Origin of the sequence: Lentilactobacillus parakefiri (assembly GCF_002157585.1) — a bacterium.
Classification (GTDB): domain Bacteria; phylum Bacillota; class Bacilli; order Lactobacillales; family Lactobacillaceae; genus Lentilactobacillus; species Lentilactobacillus parakefiri.
The window spans coordinates 1-23,639 of sequence record NZ_BDGB01000161.1 but is presented as its reverse complement, the minus strand read 5'-3'; the positions used below and the strand labels follow the sequence as shown (position 1 = coordinate 23,639).

The 23,639-nt window shown below is 44.7% G+C and carries 21 protein-coding genes and 1 pseudogene; 13 read left to right on the top strand and 9 right to left on the bottom strand.

What is annotated here, in order from left to right:
• Positions 1–86 precede the first annotated feature (86 nt).
• The 6 genes from dapD to LPKJCM_RS12225 are packed head-to-tail and all read left to right on the top strand — an operon-like array spanning position 87 to position 6,027.
• Positions 87–797 carry a 2,3,4,5-tetrahydropyridine-2,6-dicarboxylate N-acetyltransferase gene (gene dapD, locus LPKJCM_RS12250; RefSeq protein ID WP_057961815.1) on the top strand — a complete coding sequence of 237 codons (711 nt, stop codon included), beginning with the start codon at positions 87–89 and terminating at the stop codon, positions 795–797.
• Positions 798–801: 4 nt separating this feature from the next.
• Positions 802–1,953, top strand: a complete 1,152-nt coding sequence (locus LPKJCM_RS12245; protein WP_057961814.1) for an N-acetyldiaminopimelate deacetylase — start codon at positions 802–804, stop codon at positions 1,951–1,953.
• A 26-nt stretch (positions 1,954–1,979) separates the two neighbouring features.
• On the top strand, positions 1,980–2,894 hold the full coding sequence (dapA, locus tag LPKJCM_RS12240) for a 4-hydroxy-tetrahydrodipicolinate synthase (RefSeq protein WP_057961902.1): 915 nt from the start codon (positions 1,980–1,982) through the stop codon (positions 2,892–2,894).
• Between the two features lie 47 nt (positions 2,895–2,941).
• Positions 2,942–3,715 (top strand): 4-hydroxy-tetrahydrodipicolinate reductase, encoded by a 774-nt coding sequence (dapB, locus tag LPKJCM_RS12235; RefSeq protein WP_057961813.1) that lies wholly within the window; start codon positions 2,942–2,944, stop codon positions 3,713–3,715.
• 18 nt (positions 3,716–3,733) lie between these two features.
• Positions 3,734–4,921 carry an aminotransferase class I/II-fold pyridoxal phosphate-dependent enzyme gene (locus tag LPKJCM_RS12230; RefSeq protein WP_057961812.1) on the top strand — a complete coding sequence of 396 codons (1,188 nt, stop codon included), beginning with the start codon at positions 3,734–3,736 and terminating at the stop codon, positions 4,919–4,921.
• A gap of 20 nt (positions 4,922–4,941) precedes the next feature.
• Entirely contained in the window at positions 4,942–6,027 is a 1,086-nt protein-coding gene (locus LPKJCM_RS12225) for an aspartate-semialdehyde dehydrogenase (protein WP_057961811.1), read from the top strand.
• A 212-nt stretch (positions 6,028–6,239) separates the two neighbouring features.
• On the opposite strand, the gene LPKJCM_RS12220 is transcribed toward LPKJCM_RS12225, so the two are convergent.
• A complete protein-coding gene (locus tag LPKJCM_RS12220; RefSeq protein WP_057961810.1) occupies positions 6,240–6,515 on the bottom strand; it encodes a helix-turn-helix domain-containing protein in 276 nt (91 codons plus the stop codon).
• Positions 6,478–6,834 carry a type II toxin-antitoxin system RelE/ParE family toxin gene (locus tag LPKJCM_RS12215; protein ID WP_057961809.1) on the bottom strand — a complete coding sequence of 119 codons (357 nt, stop codon included), beginning with the start codon at positions 6,832–6,834 and terminating at the stop codon, positions 6,478–6,480. The genes LPKJCM_RS12220 and LPKJCM_RS12215 overlap by 38 nt, the downstream gene beginning before the upstream one ends.
• A 417-nt stretch (positions 6,835–7,251) precedes the next feature.
• On the opposite strand from LPKJCM_RS12215, the gene LPKJCM_RS12210 reads away from it, so the two are divergent.
• The 3 genes and pseudogenes from LPKJCM_RS12210 (at position 7,252) to LPKJCM_RS12200 (ending at position 13,216) form a co-directional block, all read left to right on the top strand.
• Complete coding sequence (locus LPKJCM_RS12210) at positions 7,252–9,651, top strand: phosphoketolase family protein (protein ID WP_057961808.1); 2,400 nt, start codon at positions 7,252–7,254, stop codon at positions 9,649–9,651.
• 353 nt (positions 9,652–10,004) lie between these two features.
• Positions 10,005–10,367 (top strand): annotated as a pseudogene (locus tag LPKJCM_RS13670) (hypothetical protein); the annotation flags it as partial.
• A 128-nt stretch (positions 10,368–10,495) separates the two neighbouring features.
• Positions 10,496–13,216: an HAD-IC family P-type ATPase gene (locus LPKJCM_RS12200; protein ID WP_057961807.1), complete on the top strand. Its 2,721-nt coding sequence runs from the start codon at positions 10,496–10,498 to the stop codon at positions 13,214–13,216.
• Between the two features lie 223 nt (positions 13,217–13,439).
• Here the strand turns inward: LPKJCM_RS12200 and LPKJCM_RS12195 are convergent, their stop codons facing one another.
• From LPKJCM_RS12195 to LPKJCM_RS12165, 7 genes are all read right to left on the bottom strand, one after another.
• Positions 13,440–14,876, bottom strand: coding sequence for an MFS transporter (locus tag LPKJCM_RS12195; protein ID WP_057961806.1), 1,437 nt, complete (start codon positions 14,874–14,876; stop codon positions 13,440–13,442).
• A gap of 445 nt (positions 14,877–15,321) precedes the next feature.
• Positions 15,322–15,651 carry a hypothetical protein gene (locus tag LPKJCM_RS12190; protein WP_057961805.1) on the bottom strand — a complete coding sequence of 110 codons (330 nt, stop codon included), beginning with the start codon at positions 15,649–15,651 and terminating at the stop codon, positions 15,322–15,324.
• A gap of 59 nt (positions 15,652–15,710) precedes the next feature.
• Entirely contained in the window at positions 15,711–16,781 is a 1,071-nt protein-coding gene (locus LPKJCM_RS12185; RefSeq protein WP_057961804.1) for an ABC transporter substrate-binding protein, read from the bottom strand.
• Positions 16,778–17,599 (bottom strand): ABC transporter permease, encoded by an 822-nt coding sequence (locus tag LPKJCM_RS12180; RefSeq protein WP_057961803.1) that lies wholly within the window; start codon positions 17,597–17,599, stop codon positions 16,778–16,780. Before LPKJCM_RS12180 ends, LPKJCM_RS12185 begins: the two co-directional genes overlap by 4 nt.
• Positions 17,596–18,408, bottom strand: a complete 813-nt coding sequence (locus LPKJCM_RS12175) for an ABC transporter permease (RefSeq protein ID WP_057961802.1) — start codon at positions 18,406–18,408, stop codon at positions 17,596–17,598. The genes LPKJCM_RS12180 and LPKJCM_RS12175 overlap by 4 nt, the downstream gene beginning before the upstream one ends.
• 11 nt (positions 18,409–18,419) lie before the next feature.
• Positions 18,420–19,508: an ABC transporter ATP-binding protein gene (locus LPKJCM_RS12170; RefSeq protein ID WP_057961801.1), complete on the bottom strand. Its 1,089-nt coding sequence runs from the start codon at positions 19,506–19,508 to the stop codon at positions 18,420–18,422.
• Between the two features lie 197 nt (positions 19,509–19,705).
• The gene (locus LPKJCM_RS12165; RefSeq protein ID WP_057961800.1) at positions 19,706–20,077 is read right to left on the bottom strand and encodes a hypothetical protein; all 372 of its coding nucleotides are present in this window, start codon (positions 20,075–20,077) and stop codon (positions 19,706–19,708) included.
• 80 nt (positions 20,078–20,157) lie between these two features.
• Here LPKJCM_RS12165 and LPKJCM_RS12160 point away from each other — a divergent pair, with 80 nt between their 5' ends.
• The 4 genes from LPKJCM_RS12160 (at position 20,158) to LPKJCM_RS12145 (ending at position 23,173) form a co-directional block, all read left to right on the top strand.
• Complete coding sequence (locus LPKJCM_RS12160; protein ID WP_275667837.1) at positions 20,158–21,141, top strand: asparaginase; 984 nt, start codon at positions 20,158–20,160, stop codon at positions 21,139–21,141.
• 267 nt (positions 21,142–21,408) lie between these two features.
• On the top strand, positions 21,409–22,572 hold the full coding sequence (locus LPKJCM_RS12155; protein ID WP_057961798.1) for a hypothetical protein: 1,164 nt from the start codon (positions 21,409–21,411) through the stop codon (positions 22,570–22,572).
• Positions 22,573–22,583: 11 nt separating this feature from the next.
• Positions 22,584–22,949 carry a hypothetical protein gene (locus tag LPKJCM_RS12150; protein ID WP_057961797.1) on the top strand — a complete coding sequence of 122 codons (366 nt, stop codon included), beginning with the start codon at positions 22,584–22,586 and terminating at the stop codon, positions 22,947–22,949.
• 5 nt (positions 22,950–22,954) lie between these two features.
• Entirely contained in the window at positions 22,955–23,173 is a 219-nt protein-coding gene (locus LPKJCM_RS12145; protein ID WP_057961796.1) for a zinc ribbon domain-containing protein, read from the top strand.
• Positions 23,174–23,639 lie beyond the last annotated feature (466 nt).

The window sequence follows — 23,639 nt, the reverse complement described above, 5'->3', positions numbered from 1 at the left end:
GAGGTCGAGTGACACGGTTTCCGGTACCTTGAAATAAAAGTTAAATTGAAAATGCATACAAAAGAACTCACTAAAGGAGAATCATAATGGAACAACTAAGCGCACGAGAAATCATTGATTTTATTGGCAATGCTAAGAAAAAAACGCCAGTTAAGGCTTACCTAAAAGGGTCAATTAAGGAAATCAAGTTTCCAAAATCAATTAAGGCATTTGCTGAAAAGCACACTGCCACTCTGTTTGGCGACTGGGAAGATGTTAAACATTTTCTCAAGAAAAACAAAGCGGCCATTGATGATTACGAAATCGAAGCCGATTCAAGAAATTCTGCTGTTCCACTATTAGATATCAAGGATATCAACGCTCGAATCGAACCGGGCGCCATCATTCGTGATCACGTTACAATAGGAAACAACGCAGTTATCATGATGGGGGCCATCATCAACATTGGCGCTGAAATCGGTGATGACACCATGATTGACATGGGCGTTGTCATGGGCGGCCGTGCAATCGTTGGCAAGCATTCCCATATTGGCGCTGGTGCTGTTCTAGCAGGTGTCGTTGAACCAGCATCTGCCAAACCGGTGCGAGTTGACGATAACGTCTTAGTCGGTGCAAATGCCGTTGTCATTGAAGGCGTTCACGTTGGTGAAGGGGCTGTAGTTGCGGCTGGCTCCATTGTCACTAAGGATGTTGCCCCACGCACTGTGGTTGCCGGCGTTCCAGCGCGAAAGGTTAAAGACGTCGATGAAAAGACAACTTCAGAAACTAGTTTGGAAGACGATTTAAGAAAGTTGTGATTCAATGAGTCAACTAACAAAGGAAGACTTGATTGGAATTCGCAGACATTTACATGAATATCCTGAGCTGGCAATGCATGAAAGAACCACTCATGATTACCTGCTGAAAACCATTCAGTCTTTCAATCAACAATACATTGAAATAAGAGAAATCTCCAAGTTACCGACGGCTCTCTTGGTGTACGTGAACGGATCTGATCCCAAACGAACGATTGGCTACCGCACCGACATCGATGCCCTGCCGGTTAGTGAGAAGACCGGATTGCCATTTTCATCCAAGAACCCCGGTGTGATGCACGCTTGCGGTCATGACATTCATATGACCGTGGCACTAGGGGTTCTCAATTGGTTCTCCGAGCATCAGCCGGTTGACAACATGGTTTTCTTCTTCCAACCGGCTGAAGAAAGCGAAAACGGTGGCAAGGTTGCATACGAGTTAGGTGTCTTTGAAGGAAAGTGGCGGCTTGATGAATTTTATGGACTGCACGACAACCCGGATTTGCCGGCTGGTGCAATTGGCTGTCGAATGGGAACCTTGTTTGCTGGAACGACCGAGGTCAACGTCGATCTGATTGGTAAAAGCGGTCATGCGGCATATCCACAGAATGCTAACGACATGGTGGTTGCTGCAGCCGAATTCATCGGCCAAGTCCAGACGATTGTATCAAGAAGTGTCAATCCAATCGAAGGCGGCGTGATTACTTTCGGCAAACTGGATGCCGGAACCATTCGAAACGTGATTGCCGGGCAAGCCAGAATTGAAGGAACCATCCGTGGTTTAACCCAGAAGATGATTGAACACATCGTTGACCGGCTGAAAATGGTCGCCAATGGCGTGGCAGTGAGCTATGGTGCAGAAGTCAATATTCACTTTAATCAGGGTGGTTACTTACCGGTCGAAAACAACGACGATCTCACTCGACGATTTATTGAATTTGCCAAGCAGGATCCTGAAACCGACTTTGTGGAAACTCAGCCGGCGATGACCGGCGAAGATTTTGGTTACCTATTATCTAAGATTCCCGGCACCATGTTTTGGCTGGGCGTCGATGATGATTCACAGCTTCATTCAGCAACCTTGAAACCCAAAGAATCATCGATTCCAAGGGGTATCAGTTCAATTACCAGATTTCTTGAATACAGAATGACTCGTTAAATAATAAAAGAAAGTAGGGATTTATGATGATTAGTGCAGATATTATGACAGCAATTGTGACCCCATTTGGTGAAGACGGCAGCATCAACTTTGATGGTTTGGAAAAATTAACCAATCATTTACTTGATACGGGCAGTCGCGGATTTGTGATTGGCGGAACGACCGGTGAAACACCAACGTTGAGCCATGATGAAAAAATTGACTTGTATACCCGGTTTGCTCAAATCGTGAATGGCCGCGGCACGATCATTGCCGGAACGGGTAGTAACAATACCGCCGAAACGGTAAGCTTAACGGCTGAAGTTGGCAATATTCCCGGGATTGATTACGCCCTGGTGGTTGTGCCATACTATAACAAACCAAATCAACGCGGGATGATCGCCCACTTCACGGCGGTTGCTGAGCAGTCACCGGTTCCATTGATCATTTACAACATTCCAGGTCGAACCGGCGTGACAATGGCTAACGATACGGTTGTCGAATTATCACATAACCCAAACATTGCCGGAGTTAAGCAGTGTACATCGTTGGAAGACTTGGAGTATCTGGTTCAAAACACGCCGGATGATTTCAACGTTTACACCGGTGAAGATGCACAGGCGTTGTCTGCGAAAGCAGTTGGGGGAAACGGTGTCATTTCAGTTACCAGCCATATTTACGGCCGGGAGATGCGGAAGATGTACGATGCACTTGAATCAGGGGATGTCGAGACTGCTGGGGACATGATGCGTTTCTTAACGCCTAAAGTTCAAGCACTCTTCATGTACCCATCACCATCATGCGTCAAGGCCATTTTGAATGTTCAAGGATTTGGAGCCGGCGATTGCCGTTTGCCGATCCTGTCATTAAACGATGAAGAAAAGACGACCTTGGCAGCTAAATTAGGCGTTGGCCGACTGGAAGATATTCCAGTTGACGGTACCGAAATAGCCCGCAGCTAAATTGATTTGGCGATCGTTAAACACAGATAGACAAGGGAGTTTTTTCAATGATTAAAGTTTTAGTAGCTGGTTTCATGGGCTCAATGGGTCAAAAGACGGTTCAAATGGTCAACAAAAACGCTGATTTTGAATTAGTCGGTGCCTACAATCCCGGAATTGACACCGTTCATCTTAAAGGAATGGGAATGGATGACAACGTTCAGCTGTTTGCCAGTTTGGACGAAATCGACACCGACGCTGATGTTTGGATCGATTTTACCGTTCCAGCCGCGGCGTTTGATAATGCCAAGTTTGCCATTGAACACGGCATCCATCCAGTCATTGGGACGTCCGGGATGAGCGATGAGCAAGTTGAGCAGCTCAAAAAGTTGGCACAGCAAACCAACGTCGGTGGGATCCTGGCACCCAACTTTGGTATCTCCGCGGTGCTCTTAATGAAGTTTGCCAAAGAAGCTGCCAAATATATGCCAGGTGTTGAAATCATTGAGATGCACCACGATGATAAGCTGGACGCCCCATCAGGAACAGCCCTTGCGACCGCTAAAATGATTGATGAAGTTCGTGGAAAGCCGGATGCTCCGGCAACCGAGGAAACCTTAAAGGGCGTTCGTGGTGGCGATTACGATGGGATTAAGATTCATTCCGTTCGTCTGCCAGGCTATGTGGCCCATGAGCAGGTGCTCTTCGGCAGCCAGGGCGAGGCCTTAACTATCCGCCAAGACTCGTTTGACCGTGGCTCTTTCATGAGTGGCGTCAAACTGGCCGTGCCGGCAGCTGCTAAAGCGACAAAGTTAATCGTCGGCTTAGAAAATATTATGTAAGTTAATCAGGAGGAAAATATGCCACAGTTAGACAGCAAACTTTCAGAAGTTGTTAATCAAAATGTCAATGCAGTTGGACCTTCAGGTATTCGGGAATTTGATCAGGAGATTTCATCTATCCCAGGCATCGTCAAATTGACAATTGGCGAACCGGACTTCGATGTTCCGGAACACGCCAAACAGGCTGCAATCAAGAGTATTGAAGAAAATAAATCTCATTACTCCGCCCAAAAGGGAATCCCTGGACTTCGCGACGGCATCAGCAATTATCTTAAGGGCCGGACGGGTGTTTACTATGATCCGGCGACTGAAATTGTCGTGACAGTGGGTGCCACTGAGGCCATCTATTCAGCGTTGACTTCAATTTTGAATCCAGGCGACAAGGTGATTGTGCCAACACCGGCTTTTGCCCTGTATTTTCCAATTATTAAAGTGGCCGGAGCTGAATTGATTACCATTGACACTTCTGATGATGGGTTTGTCTTAACTCCGGATAAACTGCAAAAAGTTCTTGATGAAAATGGCGATAGCGTCAAAGCCATTATTTTGAACTATCCTTCCAATCCGACTGGTGTCGAATACTCAGAGAGCCAGTTGAAAGCATTGGCTGATATTATTTCACAACACAAGATGTACGTTCTTGCTGATGAGATTTATAGTGAGTTGACTTATGGCGTCAAGCATCACTCAATTGCCGCTATGATTCCCGGCCAGACAATTTTGATTAACGGCCTGTCAAAATCCCATGCCATGACTGGTTACCGAATTGGCTATATTGCCGCACCAAAGGATTTCGTCACCAACGCATCTAAAATGCATGCCTTTGTGGTGACGGCACCTTCCAATCCCGCTCAGTATGCGGCGGCCGAAGCATTGACCAATGGCCTTGAAGATCCGGTGCCAATGCGGGCTGCCTATCACAAGCGGCGTGATTATATTGCTGATCGACTTGAAAAAATGGGGATGTATATTGTCATGCCCCAAGGCGCATTTTACATTTTTGCCAAGATTCCTGATACAATAAACGAAACATCAGTTGAATTTGCGACCCACTTGGCAAAAGACGCCAAAGTCGGCGTTACCCCGGGTTCGGCATTTGGCCCCGGCGGTGAAGGCTGGATTCGGATGTCATATGCCGCTTCTGATGAAGACATCACACTCGCAATGGATCGAATGAATGATTATTTACTTGCTTTAACAAAATAGAGAAAAGGGGATTTACTAGGATGAAAGAGTTCAACGTTGCAATTTTAGGTGCTACGGGTGCGGTTGGTACTCGTATGATTCAACAATTAGAGCAGTCGACAATTCCGGTGAAGAGCGTCAAATTACTGGCCTCATCACGTTCTGATGGGAAGGTGCTTCAATTCCGTGGTCAAGATATCACCGTTGAAGAAACCACCCCAGACTCATTTAACGGAATTGATCTGGTATTGTCCTCTGCCGGCGGCTCAACATCCAAAAAATTCCTGCCGGAAGCTGTTAAACGTGGGGCGGTTTGTGTGGATAACACCAGTGCCTTTCGAATGGAAAAAGAAGTTCCGTTGGTCATTCCTGAAGTTAACGAAAAGGCACTTTACGATCATCGTGGGATTATTGCCAACCCGAATTGCTCAACGATTCAAATGGTGGTCTGCCTTGAGCCGATATACAAAAAGTATGGTTTGAAGCAAGTCATTGTTTCCACGTATCAGGCGGTTTCTGGTGCCGGTCAATCGGCATTAAACGAGCTGATGGAAGAATCTCAACAGGTCTTGAACGGCGAACCAACCGATCCTAAAATCCTGCCTACCAAGGGAGACAAGTTGCATTATCAGATGGCTTTTAACCTGCTGCCACAAATTGACGTCTTCGAATCAGACGGCTACTACACTCATGAAGAGTGGAAGATGATCCACGAAACCAAGAAGATCATGTTGGACGACATGGACGCTAAGGACATCAAGGTCACGGCAACCTGTGTCCGAGTACCAATCCGGATTGCCCATGGCGAATCAGTTTACTTTGAAGTTGCTGATAAGACTGCCACTGCAGATCAAATCAAAGCCGCCTTAGATGGTGCTGATGGGGTTGTCTTACAAGATGACACTGCACATCAATTTTACCCGCAGTCAATCGAGGCTGAAGGCAAACGGGAAATCTTTGTCGGCCGGGTTCGTCCAGACTTCGAAAACGAAGGCGCATTTAACATGTGGGTCGTTTCCGATAACCTCTTGAAGGGAGCTGCATGGAACGCGGTTCAGATTGCTGAACGCTTGGTTGCTGACGATTTGGTTCGGGTGCCTGAAAATCCTTATCTTGGCGAGAATTAGTTTGTCAAGAGGGTGTTTTGATTGACTATTTGGCCAAGTATAGTAAGAATACCAACTATCCAGAATCAATCGGTTCACGCGCGGTTCACGCGCGCTTCAGCTAATTATTATTGGTGATGAAAGCCTTTAGCATAAATTCACTTTAGAAAAGATCCGCACCATTCCAGATTTGGAGTGATGCGGATCTTTTACTATCTTCTAGTATCGAAGCATTATTTAAAGCCAATCACCAATTGTTTATGAGCGCCATCAGCAATCTTTTGTAAGTTTTTGATCGTAATGTTACCATGGCCGGTCTCCCAACGGGCAATTGTTGGTTGAGGAACACCAATTCTATCGGCAAATTGTTGTTGGGTTAGGCCCAGTTCTTTTCTTAAATCGATAATCGCAAATGCGTAACTGAGTTGTTCATCATAGTGAGCAATTTTATCTTTTAAATTGGGATGGGTTTTACTGAGGTCGTTGATCAGGTTCTCGGTTTCTGTCATTATATTTCCTCCTGCGATGTCGAGCCTTCTTTAACTCGGATTGGGGCGTTTTCTGTGATTCCTTGATAAATGAATTGCTGATTACATAATGGCCGTCAATCGCTCTGAAGTAGATTGATCGGCTAATGCCATGCGATAAATGAATCCTAATTTCGAACAGGTTTGCTTCCAGTTTCTTGACGACTTGATAGTTCATCGACTGGATGATACCAAGCTTTTCAACTTGACCAATCATTGAGATGATGGCAGCCATGTCATCTTCTGAAAGCGTGTCAAGAAACTTGCGAAATTCTGGATAATCGTAATAGTGGAATTTCAATAGAGGAGTCCTTTCTTCTCACTTCTTATATCATATATGATATAAGAAGTGAGTTCAATAAATTTGCTTTTTCACTATGACTAATAACTACGTAATTGTTTCACTGGGACTTTTCATAAAATGCTCTGTCAAAGAAGGGACTAGTATTATTGTATCTGTCAACCTGGAAGCTACCATGATCTATACATTGTTCCGGGCTCATTATCTGCAACCAGCTTTTGAGTGGCCAACCGCAACATCATATTTATATCAAATGGGCTTAATATAAACTTTGTCTATATCAAAATTAAATACCTCAATCTTCAAACCATTGAATTGTCGGTAATCAAGGCCTACAGTGAACTTGTAATTTGATTTGGGCCGGTTCAATAATCGAATTGGTAATGACATTGCTGTTACATTCAGGAGGTTATTAATATGACGAACTTTGATTCCGATGAATACCTGCAAAAGGTCAATCTGTACTGGAAAGCCGCCAATTATTTGTCAGTTGGTCAACTATTTCTCAGAGACAATCCGTTACTCCAACGCGATCTGGTTGCTTATGATGTTAAAATTAAGCCAATCGGTCACTGGGGCACGATCGCCTCACAAAACTTTATGTACGCCCATTTAAACCGTGTGATTAAAAAATATCACTTGAATATGTTCTATATTGAGGGATCTGGCCATGGCGGTCAGGTAATGGTTTCTAATTCCTATCTTGATGGTAGTTACAGTGAAATTTATCCAAAAATTGCCCAGAACGAAACGGGAATGCAGCGCCTCTTCAAACAATTCTCATTTCCAGGTGGCGTGGCTTCCCATGCAGCTCCTGAAACACCCGGTTCAATGCACGAAGGCGGCGAATTGGGTTACTCAATCGCCCACGGTACCGGTGCAATTTTGGACAACCCTGACGTTATTGCCGCGGTTGAAATTGGTGATGGGGAAGCCGAAACCGGCCCATTAGCTGCCTCATGGTTCTCGAACAAATTCATCAACCCAATCCATGACGGTGCCATTTTGCCAATGCTGAACCTGAACGGATTCAAAATTTCCAATCCAACCATTCTTTCCCGGATGAGCGATGCCGACTTGACCAAGTATTTCGAAGGCATGGGCTGGAAACCATACTTTGTTGAAACTAAGGGGGACCCTGAAGACTACACCCGCGTTCACCAGACGATGGCTAAGACCATGGATGCGATCATTACTGAAATCAAGGGCATTCAAAAGCATGCTCGTGAGAACAATGACGATACTTTGCCACACTGGCCAATGTTAATTCTGCGTTCACCAAAGGGCTGGACAGGTCCTAAGCATGACCTGGACGGCAATCCAATTGCGGGTTCATTCCGTGCACATCAGGTACCAATTCCTGTCAATGCCGGTCAAATGGATCATAAAGATTTGTTAATCAACTGGCTGAAGTCATATGAACCAGAAAAACTGTTTAATAACAATGGTTCACTTAAAGCTGAAATTAAAGCAACAGTTCCTGAAGGTGACCAACGAATGGCGATGAATCCGATTGTCAATGGCGGGATCAACCCAACGAAATTGGATATGCCTGATCCAGCTGATTATGCCTTGAAGATTGGCAAGCCTGGGGACCTTGAAGCTCAGGATACAGAAGTATTATCCAACTTCTACACCGAGATTATGAAGCGTAACGGCAAGTCATTTAGAGTATTTGGCCCCGATGAAACCAAGTCTAATAAGTTCTTCTCAATGCTGGATTACGGTAAGCGTCAGTGGGAGGAGCCAATAAAGACACCTAATGATGAAAACATGGCACCTGAAGGTCGAGTGATTGATTCACAGCTTTCAGAACATCAAGCTGAAGGCTGGCTTGAAGGCTACGTCTTAAGTGGCCGTCACGGCTTCTTTGCCTCATATGAAGCCTTTACCCGAGTGAATGATTCAATGCTGACCCAGCACTACAAGTGGCTCAGAAAGGCGAGTGAACAATCGTGGCGTCATGATTATCCGTCACTGAACATCATGAACGTTTCCCACGCCTTCCAGCAGGATCATAATGGCTATACCCACCAAGATCCCGGCATGCTCGGTCATTTAGCGGAAAAGGGTCATGAGCTGGTTAATGAATATGTTCCGGCTGACGCCAACTCGCTGCTGGCGGTGATGAATACTGCTCTGCAGACCCGTGAGAAGATCAACTTGATTGTTGCTTCCAAACACCCACGGCCACAGTGGTTCTCAATGGATGAAGCCACTAAGCTGGTCAATGATGGTTTAGGGATTATTCCGTGGGCTTCAAATGATGAAGGTGATCCGGATGTGATCTTCGCGACTGCCGGAACCGAAGCCACAATGGAAAGTTTGGCTGCCATTGATATGCTGCACGAGGCTTTCCCTCAGTTGAAGATTCGGTTTATCAACATCATCGATGTCTTGAGACTGCGCCCAAGCAATGAAGACCAAGACAGCCGTGGCTTAACTCAAGCTGAGTTTGACAAGTACTTCACCACTGACACACCGGTCATCTTTGCCTTTCATGGTTTTGAGAACACATTCCGCGGCCTGGTTTACAATCGCCATAATCACAATATAAGTTTCCATGGCTATCGCGAAAATGGTGATATTACGACACCGTTTGACATGCGGGTACTCAATGAATTGGATCGTTACCATTTGGTTAAGGATGCAGTTTCTCGAACTAAGTTTGCCGCTTCTGCAGATGATTTTGAAGCTAAGATGGACAAAATGCTACAGAAACATCATGACTACATTCGTGCATATGGCACTGATATTCCGGAAGTTCAAAACTGGAAATGGTCCGGTAATTTAACCAACAAACTCACCACTGAATAATCTGTTAAATGTTCAACTTCTTCGATAACAAATAAGCTCACAATCCCGCGCAATAAAGAGTTGTGGGCTTATTGATTTACAATCTTGATGTGCTGCGATGAATGCTTGATGCAACCCAATACTATAATATTCCCGAGGTGACTAATATGACAAAGAGCACTAACAATAAGAAATTAATTCAAGTTGAAGTTGATAAAGCACTGTATGAAGACTCAAAACGGGTCTTGGATGACATTGGGATTCCGATGCCAGTTCTCATTAATGCGCTACTGAAAAGGATTGTTGCACAAGGGCGGGTGCCTTTTGATTTGGCCCAACCGGAGGGTCAACAATCAAACTCGGTACCTAAAGGAAAGTCTCGCCACAAATTCACTAAAGAATTAGCCAAGATCCCATTCTACGTTGATCATGATGGGGCCAAAGCAACCGTTTACTGGCAGAAACGTAACGAAATGTTGATTAAAGCGGGTGCTGTGATGAAAGCTGATCCTAAGTTGAATAAGGATGGCTCGCTGGGCTTTTCGGCCAAGTTTGCTCAGAAATTAAGATCTGAGCATACCGATAGTTTCCAGAATTTTGTGACCACTAAGGATATTATTTTAAAATCAGTGAATGAAGTTGGGCTCTTCCTATACTTTGCCGGCACGAACAGTTGGCTGGTCTTGAAGGACAAGAATGGCAAATCAATTAATGCGTGGTCCGTTGTAGTTGAATAAATGGTTAGAATCGATCACAGGCTTTGTGGTCGATTCTTAAAATTTTTGTTCACCAAAAGCAGTGTGGAATATATTATAATATTCTTAACAACAATCTTATTTTTATAAAAGGAAAGGTGATACATTTAATGTCAGACAATATGAACGAGGTTCCTCCAGCTGAAAAGCTGTGGCAGAGCACTACAGCTGAGCTGGTTAAAACATATCAAACTGACGCCGACAATGGTATTAGTGAAAAAGAGGCGGCTAAGCGACTAGCTCGAGATGGCTATAATGAGTTAACAGCTAAGAAAAAAAGTAAGCTTTTACAATTTATCCTTCAGTTTAACAACAGTATCATTTACATTTTGATTGCTGCGGCTATCATCACGCTGTTCATGCACCATTACTCAGATTCAGCTGTTATTGGGATTGTTATTATTGCCAACGCATTTATTGGATTCTTCCAAGAGATGCAGGCTGACAATGCATTAAGTAAGATTAAGGAACTACTGGTTAGTCAGAACTATGTCATTCGTGATGGTCACAAAATTGAGGTGCCTGCGCGAGAATTAGTGGTTGGTGACTTGGTTAATTTGGAAGCCGGGGATGCTGTGCCAGCTGATTTGCGGCTTATTTCAGCCGATAATATGCGGGCCCAAGAGTCGACGTTAACCGGTGAAAGTAACTCGGTGGAAAAGACCGAGGATCCAATTAACAAAGATTCGGTTCCACTGGCCGAACGATCCAACATGGCCTTTGCTTCAACAGCCGTTACACAGGGTTCAGGGGTTGGAATTGTGATTGCAACCGGAATTGAGACGCAAATTGGTCAGATTCAACAAAGTGTCGCTGAAGTTAAATCTCAAGTGACACCACTGATGAAAAACCTCAATAAATTGGGCGTTAATTTGTCGGTATTCATCGTGGCGATTGCTGTCTTATTGTTCGTTCTTGGGTTATACACTAAAATCTATAGCTTACCAACGTTGACCATTGCTATTATTACCATGGTCGTCGGCTCCATTCCAGAAGGACTTCCGGCCTCTACGTCCGTTGTATTAGCTCGTGGCGTTCAGGTAATGACCAGGAAAGGGGCCATTGTTAAGACGCTGCCGGCTGTTGAAACGCTGGGTGCGGTTGATATTGTTGATACCGATAAGACAGGTACTTTAACCAAGAACGAAATGACCGTGACCGACGTTATTACCGATGAACATCACTACCAGGTTACCGGAATTGGTTTCGTAGAGGGTGATAAGGGTGTCGATGGCGACGTCTTGTTGGATGGCAAAAAATATAATTGGCAAGACGACCAACATTTCCGTGACTTGGTGGACATTGCTGGAACCACTACTGATGCCGAATTGGTCCAAACAGATGGTGAATGGCAATTAAATGGTGAACCAACTGACGGCGCTTTGACAACGTTGTTCCACAAATTGATCGGCCGCGAACCTGAAGTTGATGAGGTTGACACATTACCATTTGATTCGGCGTACCGTTACAGTGCCCGTTTGATTAAAGAATCTGACCATCATGAATTGATGGTTAAGGGTGCTCCGGGAACTATTTTTGATATGGTCAAACAGTCCAACCCAAGTTTTGATGACAAAGTTTGGTATAACAGAGTTGCACAACTAACTGAACAAGGGTTACGTGTCGTCGCCTTAGGATTTAAATCCGTTTCAAGTGACATCACTCAGATTGATCAGGACAAGATTGCTGATGGTATTCAATTAAGCGGGGTCGTCGGGATTATTGATCCACCTCGTGAAGAAGTGATTCCATCAATCCGAAGTCTTCGTCGTGCCGGGGTTAAGGTTAATATGATTACCGGAGATCATCCAGATACCGCATCGGCAATCGCCCGCAAACTGGACTTGGATGAAAGCATCCATGCAATTACTGGTCCAGAAGTTGACGAGATGTCTGATGAGGACTTGATTAAGAATATTGGCCGTTACAATGTTTTTGCCAGAACAACTCCTGCTAATAAGCTGAGAATTGTCAAGGCTCAGCAAGCCAACAGTAAAATTGTTGCCATGACCGGTGACGGGGTGAACGATGCCGCAGCTCTTAAGCAGGCAAATATTGGAATTGCAATGGGGATTAAAGGAACTGATGTTGCCAAAGAGGCCGCCGACATGGTGTTGGTTAATGACAGCTTTACAACAATCGTTGATGCTGTTGCAGAAGGCCGTCACGTTTTTGATAACATTCAAAAGACCATTCGCTTCCTGTTGCCAACCAGTTTTGCTGAAGGCCTGGTTGTTCTGCTCAGTATGATTATGGGCCAAGAGTTACCATTGTTCCCAACCCAATTACTGTGGATTAATACCGTTTCAGCGTTGACCATTCAGTTTGCATTCATTTTTGAGCCTGCGGAAGAGTCGATCATGATCCGTGGACCAAGAAACGTTGCCAAAGGAATCTTAGGAAAAATGGATGTTTTTGAAATCGTCTATGTTTCCATTCTAATTTCTGCCCTAGGTATCTTTACCTTTGATCGATTTGTCGATTCTGGTGTCTTGACAGCTGTTCTGGGCAGTACGATGGCCGTCAACATCATCATCTTTGGTAAGATTTTCTATCTGTTCAATATTCGCAACTCGTATCCAATTATTTCCAAGCATTTCTTCGAGAACAAGATGGCGTTTATCATTATCGGAATTTTGCTGGTTCTTCAAGCAGCCATGTTCTATATTCCGTTCATGCAAGACGTTTTCCACACTGGCAGCATCGATTTCTTCTATGGCTGGGTTGTGCCAACCATTGCCGGATTTATCGTGCTGGTTGTGACGGAGATTATCAAGCTGGGACGAATTGAATACCGAAAACGTAAGGGACAGGCAACGACACTTAAGTAATTAATCAATTTAAAGCACAAAAAGGGACTGCTGACAAATTGTGATGTTTGATCAGCAGTCCCTTTTGAATGGATCTGGTGATTAAAAAAGATTAATTATTACAATGATAACAGGGATGGCGACTAATGAAACGAGTCCCATCACCAAATATTTCATTTCAAAGATCTGTTCTGTTATTCGAATATCACTTTTACGGTCAATTGTGTTGAAAGACCCTGGTGAGCTACTTAAGATCACCTGGCCGAATTGAACGTCCCTGCATGATTGATAATACCCAAGCACCGAGGATGATGACCAGCGATACTGCAAAGGCAATGTGCATGCCAAAAATAAACACTTCTGGTTGCGTTGGCAGGTAGTTGGTAACGTGGAAGCCGGCTTTGATACTCATGGCGATGAATAGGGAACTTGTTGACAAAGCGGTACCGGAAATCATTCCGACATTTCGTGCCAAGGCGTTGAGACTACCGGCACTACCTAGAGAGTCCTTTGGCACCACCGACATGACAATATCGCTGTTTGGTGATTGAAAAAGTCCGGTTCCAAAGGCCATGATGATGGTAATAATCACGTAGACCCACATTGGGCTGGTTAGGGTCAAAAAGTAGTACATTGCTTGGGCAATGGCGACAATCAACAGACCGCCAGTCGCAATCCTAGCCGGAGAGAAGTGATCAGCCAGCCAGCCGCCGAATGGCCCGGCAAATACCATGACAATCGGGAAGATAATCAAGAGGGCTCCGGCTTGACCAGCTGAAAGTTTCCTGGCATCTTCCAAATAAAATGGCACAATGACGACGGTGAAGAAGTTGGACAGAAAGATTAAGACGGCCGCGCCAAGTCCAAAGGTAAATGGCTTAATTTTGAATAGGCCGAGTGGCATTAACGGATTGGCCGCTCGTTTTTCAGTGTGGAAAAATCCCCATAAGGTAATGAGTCCTAATGCAAATAGTGCCAGCACAATGGGGGAACCATAGCCAATTTCTTGGCCGATAAAGACGCCGAGGAATAGACCGATAATCATCAGTGAAAAATTAATGAATCCCACCCAATCGATGGTTCCGGGAACCGTTTGGTAAGCCTTTGGCATCACAATTGCGCCGAGAATGACGGCAATAATTCCAATGGGTAAGTTAACCCAAAAGATGTAGCCCCAAGACAGCCTTGAAAGAATTAGGCCACCAAGCCCAGGCCCAGCGATTGCCCCCAACGCCACGAAGGTTCCAACAAAGCCCATTGCCCGACCACGTTCCTTAATCCCAAAAGTGGACGTCGTAATGCCATAAGTGTTGGACAGGGTCATTGCCGCACCGGTTCCTTGAATGAAGCGACCGACCAGCAGGAACGGAAAATTAATTTGCAGCCCCGATAGAAAGGACCCAAGTAAAAAGACGATTGTTCCAATCCGAAAGACTTTGATTTTGCCATAGATATCGCCTAATTTACCGAAGAACAGTAGTAACGCGGTTAAGACGATTAAGTATGAGGAAACCACCCATTCGATTTGATTCATTGGAACATGCAGCTGTTTCGCCATGATGGGCATGGCAATGTTGACGATACTCGAATCCAGGTTCGACATGAAGGCAAACATGCCGATGGAAACCAGAATCCACCAACCATTCTTTTGCGTCGTTGATTGTGCAGGTGTGTTGTTCATTTTGAGCCCTTCCCCCAGAAATTTCATGTTTTTGATTAGGTCTATTATGACGCAAAGCTTGGGGAAATTGATGGAAAAAGCTTGCGGACGTTCTTTTGGGGTGCAATGGAATTTTTCGGAGGGTTTATTTTCTCGTTTTATACTTGGAAAGAATTAATGGTATGGTGGGGTACGTTTGTTATGCTTTTTTGAGCTCCCTCCGGCCTTTAAAAAACGCTCCGACGGCCGTATGGAAACGGCTTAGCCTACTTGGTGGGTCCTAACCGGGTCTCGTCGCGCTCTGTCGCGTTTGTTATGCTTTTTTGAGCTCCCTTCGACTTTGAAAATACGCTCCGACGACCCTGACCCCGGCCACATAAGACAAAAAATCCAGTAGCGAACAAGAACCGTTCGCTACTGGATTTTCTGCGTTATGTTCTGGGGTTAAACCGGGTCTCGTCGCGCTCTAGTCTGTTCTCCATCTCTCAAAAAAGTCCGTGTGCTTTCCCAAGTAATCGATGGCTTCTTGGGCTAATTGGTCGGCTTGCTTTTCCGCTTCTTCGGCGTCCAAGTTTTGGGCATCTCTCAGATAGCCTCGGCCGATATTGATAAATTTGTTTTTACGGCCAAATCCTTGGTCGTGGAACAGGTCGTCCCACTTTGTGATATCTTCTTTTGCTGTGTTATATACCAACTCGGAAAGGTTCTGGTTCGGATCCAAGAGGGTTGCTGCGTATGTGACGATAAATTCGTCCATATCAATGATGATTTCTTGTCGCATGTTTTTCTTTGCCATTATTATTTTCACCTCGTTATCAGTTTAATGCATTTGGCGGTTAAAGACCAATTAAGAATTTAATGGTGCATCTTAAATTCCAAATACAAGTCGTTGTACTCCTGGACCTTCTGCGGACTCAGGTTACTGTAAACCTGTAGTCGGTCGATCAGGTTTTGGGTTGGATAGAACTGTTTGTCATCTTGCGTTGCTTTTGGCAGCAGCTTGAAGGCGGACATGTTCGGTGTTGAATAGCCGATGTACTCTGCGTTTTGGGCAGCGTTTTTTGGCTGGTTCATAAAATTCAGGAACGCATAAATCGCCTTGAAGTGTTTAGCGGTCTTTGGAATGACCAAATTGTCAAACCACATGTTACTGCCCTCGGTTGGCACGACGTAGTGGAGATGCGAATTCTGGGACATCATTTCCGATGCCTCACCGGACCAGTCAACGGCGACCGGCGCTTCTCCCTCAGCCATATACATTTTAATTTCGTCTGCCCCCACTGCTTTGACGTTTGGTGATAAACGATTGAGTTTATCCTTTGCTCTAATCAGTTCAGCTGAATTGGTTGTGTTGACCGATTGGCCCATTGAGATGAGCGAGAAGCCCAGAATATCCCGTGCCGAATCAATCATCATGATATCGTTGCGATATTTCTTGCTCCAAAGCTGGTTCCAATGCTCCAAGGATCCTGGTTTGACATATTGATCGTTATAAATAATCCCCAACGTTCCCCAAAAGTAGGGAATGGAGTATTTGTTATGAGGGTCAAAGGACTTGTTGAGAAATGAATGACCGTAGTGATTCATGCCGACCAGTCGGGATTTATCCAAAGGAATCAGCATGTGGTCAGCCTTCATCTTTTCAACCATGTACTCGCTGGGAACAGTCAGATCATAACTGGTACCGCCCTGCTTGATTTTGGTGTACATCGCTTCGTTGCTATCAAAGGTTTCCACGTTGACGTGGTAGCCAGTTTCTTTTTGAAACTTGGTCAAAAGACTCGGATCGATGTAATCGCCCCAATTGTAGAGGTTAAGCACTTTGTTGCCGGTATCGCCAGTTGATTTGGTGAGCTGATCACTGCCGTAAGCCAAGCCAGCACACAGTGCCAAAATGGCGATTAATGCTGCAAGAAATTTTTTCATCGGTCACCCACCTCCACAATCGACTTTTTACCAGTTGTGGCCGTATTTCTGGTTTCAATCCAATAGTACACACCAACTAGGATGAGCGAGAAGATGAACATAATGCCAGCCAAAGCGTTGATCTCCAAGCTGATACCTTGGCGGGCCCGTGAGTAGATTTCCACTGACAGAGTGGTGAAACCATTACCAGTCACAAAGAAGGTGACCGCAAAATCATCTAGCGAATAGGTAATTGCCATGAAGAAGCCGGCAATAATTCCCGGTTGAATGTAAGGCAGGATAATTTTGCTTAAAGTCTGTGCCGGACTGGCACCAAGGTCCATCGCGGCATTGGTCATTGACGGGCTCATTTCATCCAGCCTTGGCAGAACCAGCAGCAGGACAATTGGAATTTCAAAGGCAATGTGGCTCAACAGCACCGACCAAAATCCCAATGGCAGCTTGAGTGCGGTGAAGAAGATTAGGAAGCTGGCACCAATGATGACATCAGGCGAAACCAGCAGAATACTGTTCAAAGACAACAAGGTTTCTCTTTCGTGACGACGCTTGGCATTGTGAACCGCCAACGCCCCCATGGTGCCGATAATGGTGGAGCAAACCGAAGACAAAAGGGCAATCAAGATCGTGTTCAAAAAGATTGCCAGCATCCGTTTGTCGTTAAACAATTCACCATAGTGTTTCAGTGAAAAGCCTTGGAAATTCGTCATGGTGGTGCCCTTACTGAATGAATAGAGAATTAAATAAACAATTGGGATATACAATAGCAAAAAGACAATGGTGATATAAATTTTACCAGTTCGTGAGGCCTTGTCATTCATGATGTCCGCCTCCTTTTACGCTTGGTGTTGGTTAAGAGCATCACGATGACCATTGAGATGATCAGAACCACACCAATCGTGGAACCCATCCCCCAGTTCATGGTTGTCAAAAAATGTTCCTCGACGGCGGTTCCGAGGGTAATCACCTTATTACCACCGATCAGCCGTGACAGCATGAAGAGTGACAATGAGGGAATAAAAACGATTTGGATGCCGGATTTGATTCCCGGCATGGTCATCGGAATAATCACCTTGGTCAGGGTCTGCCATTTGGTGGCTCCTAAATCACGACTGGCACGGATATAGGAATCGCTGATGTCAGTCAATGAGTTATAGATTGGCAGGATCATAAACGGAATTTGGATATAGGCGGCGACTAAAATGAAGCTGGCGTCGGTAAACAGCATGTGCTGGGCAGGGATGCCAAAGAACTGAAATAAGTCGTTCACCAACCCGTCATGGCTGAGCAAACCAATAAATGCGTATGCTTTCAGTAATAGATTAATCCACGTCGGCAGGATTACCAGCAAGATCCACAAGTCGCGGTGCTTTAGTTTGCTAATCACTAACGCCATTGGGTAACTGATCAAAATTGCAAATAGCGTGATTAAAAAGGCATAGAGCACCGAATTGGCAGTCATCGTTAAATACGTTCCTGATGAGAAAAATTCCTGGTAGTTGGCAAAGGTGAAATGGTGGTGAATGTTAAAGAAGGAATAATAGATGATTAAGGCGACCGGCGCGATGACAAACATTGCCAGCCACAAAACGTAGGGCGTGAAAAAAAGCCCCCGATAATTTCGCTTCATGTTCCGCCCCCCTAATCTTCGTAACTTTCAAGCCGGTGATTGAACTTGGCTTCAGTTTCGTTATACCGCATAATATGCATATCGTTTGGCCCAAACGTCAGGCCAACAATTGCGTCATCGGTACTGGCGTTGGTGGAATGGATCAGCCATTCGTTGCCGGCTTTATCATAAGCAAGAATTTCATAGTAATCACCACGGAACAACTGGGTGTCAACCTTTACCTGCAGTTTGCCTTGTTCTGGAGTGGTGATGACCAAGTCTTCAGGACGGATGACGACTTCAACCGGTTCATTGGGCCGCATGCCGGCGTCGGCACATTCAAATTGATGCCCTAAAAAGGCGACTTGGTAGTCCGCCACCATTTTGCCAGGGATAATATTACTTTCACCGATAAAATCCGCCACAAAATGGTTGATCGGTTCGTCATAAATATCAACCGGCGAACCGTTCTGGAGGATTTCTCCCTTGTTCATCACGAAAATTTCATCACTCATTGCCAACGCTTCTTCTTGGTCGTGAGTGACAAATAAAAAGGTGATGCCAAGATTTTGCTGAAGCTCCCGTAATTCATACTGCATATCCTTGCGTAATTTGGCATCTAAGGCCGACAGTGGCTCATCAAGTAATAATACCTTTGGCCGGTTAACAATCGCTCTGGCAATCGCAATTCGTTGTTGCTGGCCACCTGATAGTTCGCTGATTTCCCGGTTGGCATATTGCTCGAGCTGGACCATTTTGAGTGCGTCATGGACCCGAGTTTTTATCTCGTCCTTTTTGGCGTTGTGGACCACCAGGCCAAAGGCAACGTTGTCAAAAACGTTCATGTTTGGAAATAATGCGTAGTCTTGAAAGACAGTATTGAGCTGACGTTTGTTGGCAGGAATATCGTTAATTTTCTTGCCATCAAACAACACTTGGCCAGACGTGACTTCCGTAAAGCCGGCAATTGACTGGAGAATCGTTGTTTTCCCACAGCCGGAGGGGCCAAGAAGGGTGTAGAATTCGCCTTCCTGTAATTTGAAACTAATATTTTTGAGAGCTGTAAAGCCGTCGTCGTACTTTTTGTAGACGTTCTTTAATTCAACAATGGTTTTGCTCAACGGTCTTCCCCCTAATATGATTGATAAATTAATTATAACGATTGAGAGTGGGAAATGAAGCGGTTAGTTTCCAGAATATAAGCAAGAAAGTCGGATATCCCGGGCCGGGATATTTGGCTTTTTTGCTTATATCGCCGGAAACTGCTTCATTTCCCACGTTTCTGCAATGTAATAGTCGAAATTACAAAGAGAAAGTGTTAATGTCTTGAAGAACGGTGGGCGGATCCGCCATTCATCTTATGGACGTGGCGCTTGAACTTAGGCAGTGAATCATCGCTGACAAATTTGAAGTTCTTCATTTTGCCATTATAGGGATTGCCGGCCAGTCGGACCTTTAGCCAGCGTTCCATGGTGTTAATCATGGTGTTGATCGATTCAATTCGGGCAGGAATATTTTCTTGTTTGGCAGCGGTCATAATGTCAGTTTTCAGCCGATTAACCAAGTTCTGATGATAGTCCACAAGTTCTTGTGTGAGTGGGGCGTCCTTATATTTGTTAAATAATTTTTCGATCTGGCGCATAGCGTCCTTTGAATCTTGCGGCGTGTAATAACGGTCGGAATTTGGCATATCTGAAGCTTCTTTCTTGATTGATAGTTATCATGTTCCATTTTACGGTACAATGGTATAGATTAACAGGTTGATGGAGGATGAAATTCATGAAAACAATTCTTGCAATTCATACAGGCGGCACAATTTCGATGTCCCAAAACGAAAAGGGTGAAGTTGTTCCCAACGATGAGAACCCAATTGCCGAAGAACAAGTGATTTTAAAGGGTCAGATTAATTTAATAACCAATGAAATGTTTAATCTGCCATCACCTCACGTAACCCCTGAAGTGATGTTAAAAATTAAGCAGCGAATTATGAAAGCTATTGACGAAGGGGTTGATGGGGTTGTGATCACTCATGGAACCGACACGTTGGAAGAAACGGCCTATTTCCTGGACTTGACACTTCCGAACACGATTCCAGTTGTTGTTACTGGTGCCATGCGTTCATCCAATGAAATCGGCTCGGATGGTCTGTACAACTTTAGAAATGCCATCTTGGTTGCCGCGACTGACGAATCTTACGGCAAGGGCGTTGTCGTGGTCATGAATGATGAAATCCACACGGCGAGGTATGTCACCAAGACCCATACCACCAATGTGGCGACTTTTCGAACACCAACTTTTGGGCCAATTGGCATTGTAACCCAAAACAAGGCAAAATACTTCCAGGAATTAATTCAAACTGAGGTTTGTGACATTAACCAGGTGGTTGAAGGCGTCTATTTGATTAAGGCATATGCTGGCATGGACGGCACTTTGTTTGATGCTATCAACAACGAAAATACCAAAGGGTTGGTGCTGGAGGGATTAGGGGCGGGAAACGTTCCACCACAGACGCTGCCGGCAATCCAACGATTATTGGATAACAACATTCCAATCGTCTTAGTCTCAAGATGTTATAACGGTGTTGCCCAGGATATCTATGATTATGCCGGTGGCGGCATCCAACTAATGAAGATGGGAACGATTCTCTGTCAGGGATTGAACGGGCAAAAAGCAAGAATCAAGCTTTTAGTTGGATTGAGTGATAATATGTCCGGAGATGAGTTGAGGGAGTTTATGGGGAATGCAATTTCCTAGAGCGCGACGAGGGCCGGGAGAGGCGGTTTCTAAGGGTACTTTGATTGAAGTTCCTGGTCCTGGAACTTTAATCAAAGTACCCTTAGAAGTTAGCCTCTGGCCCGTCGGAGCGTATTTTGAAGGCCGGAGGGAGCACATAAGGACCTAACAAACGTGCTTCTGCTAAGGAAAGTCAAACCCTGAAACTCAAAACAACCTAAAAACGAAACCACAAACAAACACCGCAAGCTAACCCACAGAAATAACCAACCAGAAAGAAGTGACACCTTGAAAACCCTATATGATAAACTGCGCACCGCCCAAATTGATGAGCAGTTAATTAACGCCTTTCAAAATGACTCCGATATCGTTTACACCGGTGTCATCCAGTTTTTAAGCGACAAAGATTTCATTATGCTGACTTACAATGATTATGGCATTCAGGATGGTGAAGTTTATTTGAAGATTTCATCAGTTAAATCAATTGACACTGACAGCTACGATTTGGCCAATATGCAGGAGCGAATTGAGTTTGATGAGAAGCATCACCTTAATTCCCAGCCTTCTTTTGATTTGCCGATTAAGATGAGTGATTCATTATTTGACCGGGTCATCCAAACATTGCACGATGATCAAAAAGTTGGGCTGGTTATTACTGAACAGGCCGGCAAGCTCAAATATAATGAAGGGCTTATTTCGGAACTCCAAGATGACGGAATGGCCTTCACCAACATTAATAAATTTGATTTTTCCAAGCAGTCGATGTTCAACATTTCATTTGATGATATTCGGGGAATTGAGTTTGGCGGCACTGAACTGCAGTTGCTCCAAAACGTTCTAGATATGATTAAGCCGGAAAATCATGTGGAAAATGAGATCATTGATGATCCGAGTGCCTTTCGTGATCGGATTGAACAACTGCGTAACAGCGGGGATTGGGTCGTAATTGACACGAATGATGACCGCAAGTATTTTTATGTGGGCAAAATTATTTCCGGTAACGAAAAAGAATTTGTCATGATGGTTGTCGATATGAATGGCCGATTTGGCGGTTACGTCTGGATTCGGTATGATGATATTGGTAGAATTATTACGGACTCGGATTATTTACGAGTGATCGATAAATTCGTAATTGAGAATAAGCACAACAAGCATTTTGCCTTGCCGGTTCTGAATTCTGATCGGGCATTTGATAACGCTGACAACATCTTGATTCATATCATCATGCAATCGATTCAGTATCAAAAGGTGATTCGATTTGAGACCGTCGATGAGGACAACTTTGCTGGTTATCCAACTTCAATTGATCTACAAACCGGCGTCTTGAATGTAGAATTATTGGACGTTGATGACAATGGCGATCTGCCAACCAGACAGATTGGCATCGAAAGTATCCGCGAGATGGCCTTTGATTATTTCAAGGCTTTCCTGACTGAAAATGACATTGATTAGGGGGGATACAGGTGGCAAAGAAAACAGGATTTAAATTACCAAAGTGGCTGGTCAACACCCTGCAGGTGACTTTGATGGTCACAGTATTAATGGCGTTATATAATTTTCTTGGGCCAATGGTTTTCAAAAATGGGAGTTATTTTCCATGGTGGACATTTCCATACTCAGTGTTTGGTGCGCTGTTTTTAATTGGCGGCTGGAACTTTCTGTCTCATCGGTTGAATATCATGCACAATCAAATTGTTGCCGAAGACAAGGCCAAAAAAGAGCGGGAAGAACAGATTCGCCAAGCTGGTGCTGCTAAGGAACAGGTAGAAGCAGAAAAGCGCCGTCAAAGAAACGCCAATCGCAATCGAGGTCAGCAGCAATCGAGGTAAGCAAAATGGCAGAACAGAAATTTTCATTTTGTCCGTATTGCGGGGCAAAGTTGAAGCCGGATGATGTTGTATGTCCGAATTGCGGCAAAAAAATGCCAGTCGCCGATGATCAGCAGACGAGCACTAATTCGTGGTGGACTGGCCTGAACCGGCTGTTTGGTAATCCCTATAAGGAAGGGATGAGCCGGTATCGGGCGGAGAAGGGCAGTAAGCGTAAAAAATAGGATCGAAGCGGGGGGCTGTCTTTGGTCCTTTTAGTTTGTCGTTTTTTTATGGGCTGTGGGCTGGGTGAAAATTGGATGGTTTACTTGGCGTGAGGTGAACTGTTTTTCTCGTTTAGGGACACGATTGTTATGATCTTTTGAGTTCCCTTCGGCCTTGAAAATACGCTCCGACGACCCAGAGCCCGGCCTAGCCTACTGGGTGGATATTAACCTGGTCTCGTTCGGACGTGCACGGTTGTTATACTCTTTTGAGTTCCCTTCGGCCTTGAAAATACGCTCCGACGACCCTGACCCCGGCCACATAAGACAAAAAATGGTTCTACAATATCTGTTGTTGGTAATAGATTTTTATCTATTACTGATGACAGTTTTTTTATTTATCATTAGAATAAAAAAGCGGACATTTTGAGGTGTACCCCCAAAGTTAAAGTAAATATTTGCTTGTCTTTCCTAGGCGGCCCGGAGT

What these genes read in the sequence shown, in the direction of transcription:
- LPKJCM_RS12180 (WP_057961803.1), bottom strand. Translation starts at nt 17,599, where the DNA reads ATGAATGACAAGGCCTCACGAACTGGTAAAATTTATATCACCATTGTC.
- LPKJCM_RS12185 (WP_057961804.1), bottom strand. Translation starts at nt 16,781, where the DNA reads ATGAAAAAATTTCTTGCAGCATTAATCGCCATTTTGGCACTGTGTGCT.
- LPKJCM_RS12220 (WP_057961810.1), bottom strand. Translation starts at nt 6,515, where the DNA reads ATGACAGAAACCGAGAACCTGATCAACGACCTCAGTAAAACCCATCCC.
- LPKJCM_RS12210 (WP_057961808.1), top strand. Translation starts at nt 7,252, where the DNA reads ATGACGAACTTTGATTCCGATGAATACCTGCAAAAGGTCAATCTGTAC.
- dapA (WP_057961902.1), top strand. Translation starts at nt 1,980, where the DNA reads ATGATTAGTGCAGATATTATGACAGCAATTGTGACCCCATTTGGTGAA.
- LPKJCM_RS12165 (WP_057961800.1), bottom strand. Translation starts at nt 20,077, where the DNA reads ATGCCAAATTCCGACCGTTATTACACGCCGCAAGATTCAAAGGACGCT.
- LPKJCM_RS12175 (WP_057961802.1), bottom strand. Translation starts at nt 18,408, where the DNA reads ATGAAGCGAAATTATCGGGGGCTTTTTTTCACGCCCTACGTTTTGTGG.
- LPKJCM_RS12145 (WP_057961796.1), top strand. Translation starts at nt 22,955, where the DNA reads ATGGCAGAACAGAAATTTTCATTTTGTCCGTATTGCGGGGCAAAGTTG.
- LPKJCM_RS12160 (WP_275667837.1), top strand. Translation starts at nt 20,158, where the DNA reads ATGAAATTCATGAAAACAATTCTTGCAATTCATACAGGCGGCACAATT.
- LPKJCM_RS12190 (WP_057961805.1), bottom strand. Translation starts at nt 15,651, where the DNA reads ATGGCAAAGAAAAACATGCGACAAGAAATCATCATTGATATGGACGAA.
- LPKJCM_RS12245 (WP_057961814.1), top strand. Translation starts at nt 802, where the DNA reads ATGAGTCAACTAACAAAGGAAGACTTGATTGGAATTCGCAGACATTTA.
- dapB (WP_057961813.1), top strand. Translation starts at nt 2,942, where the DNA reads ATGATTAAAGTTTTAGTAGCTGGTTTCATGGGCTCAATGGGTCAAAAG.
- LPKJCM_RS12225 (WP_057961811.1), top strand. Translation starts at nt 4,942, where the DNA reads ATGAAAGAGTTCAACGTTGCAATTTTAGGTGCTACGGGTGCGGTTGGT.
- dapD (WP_057961815.1), top strand. Translation starts at nt 87, where the DNA reads ATGGAACAACTAAGCGCACGAGAAATCATTGATTTTATTGGCAATGCT.
- LPKJCM_RS12200 (WP_057961807.1), top strand. Translation starts at nt 10,496, where the DNA reads ATGTCAGACAATATGAACGAGGTTCCTCCAGCTGAAAAGCTGTGGCAG.
- LPKJCM_RS12230 (WP_057961812.1), top strand. Translation starts at nt 3,734, where the DNA reads ATGCCACAGTTAGACAGCAAACTTTCAGAAGTTGTTAATCAAAATGTC.
- LPKJCM_RS12195 (WP_057961806.1), bottom strand. Translation starts at nt 14,876, where the DNA reads ATGAACAACACACCTGCACAATCAACGACGCAAAAGAATGGTTGGTGG.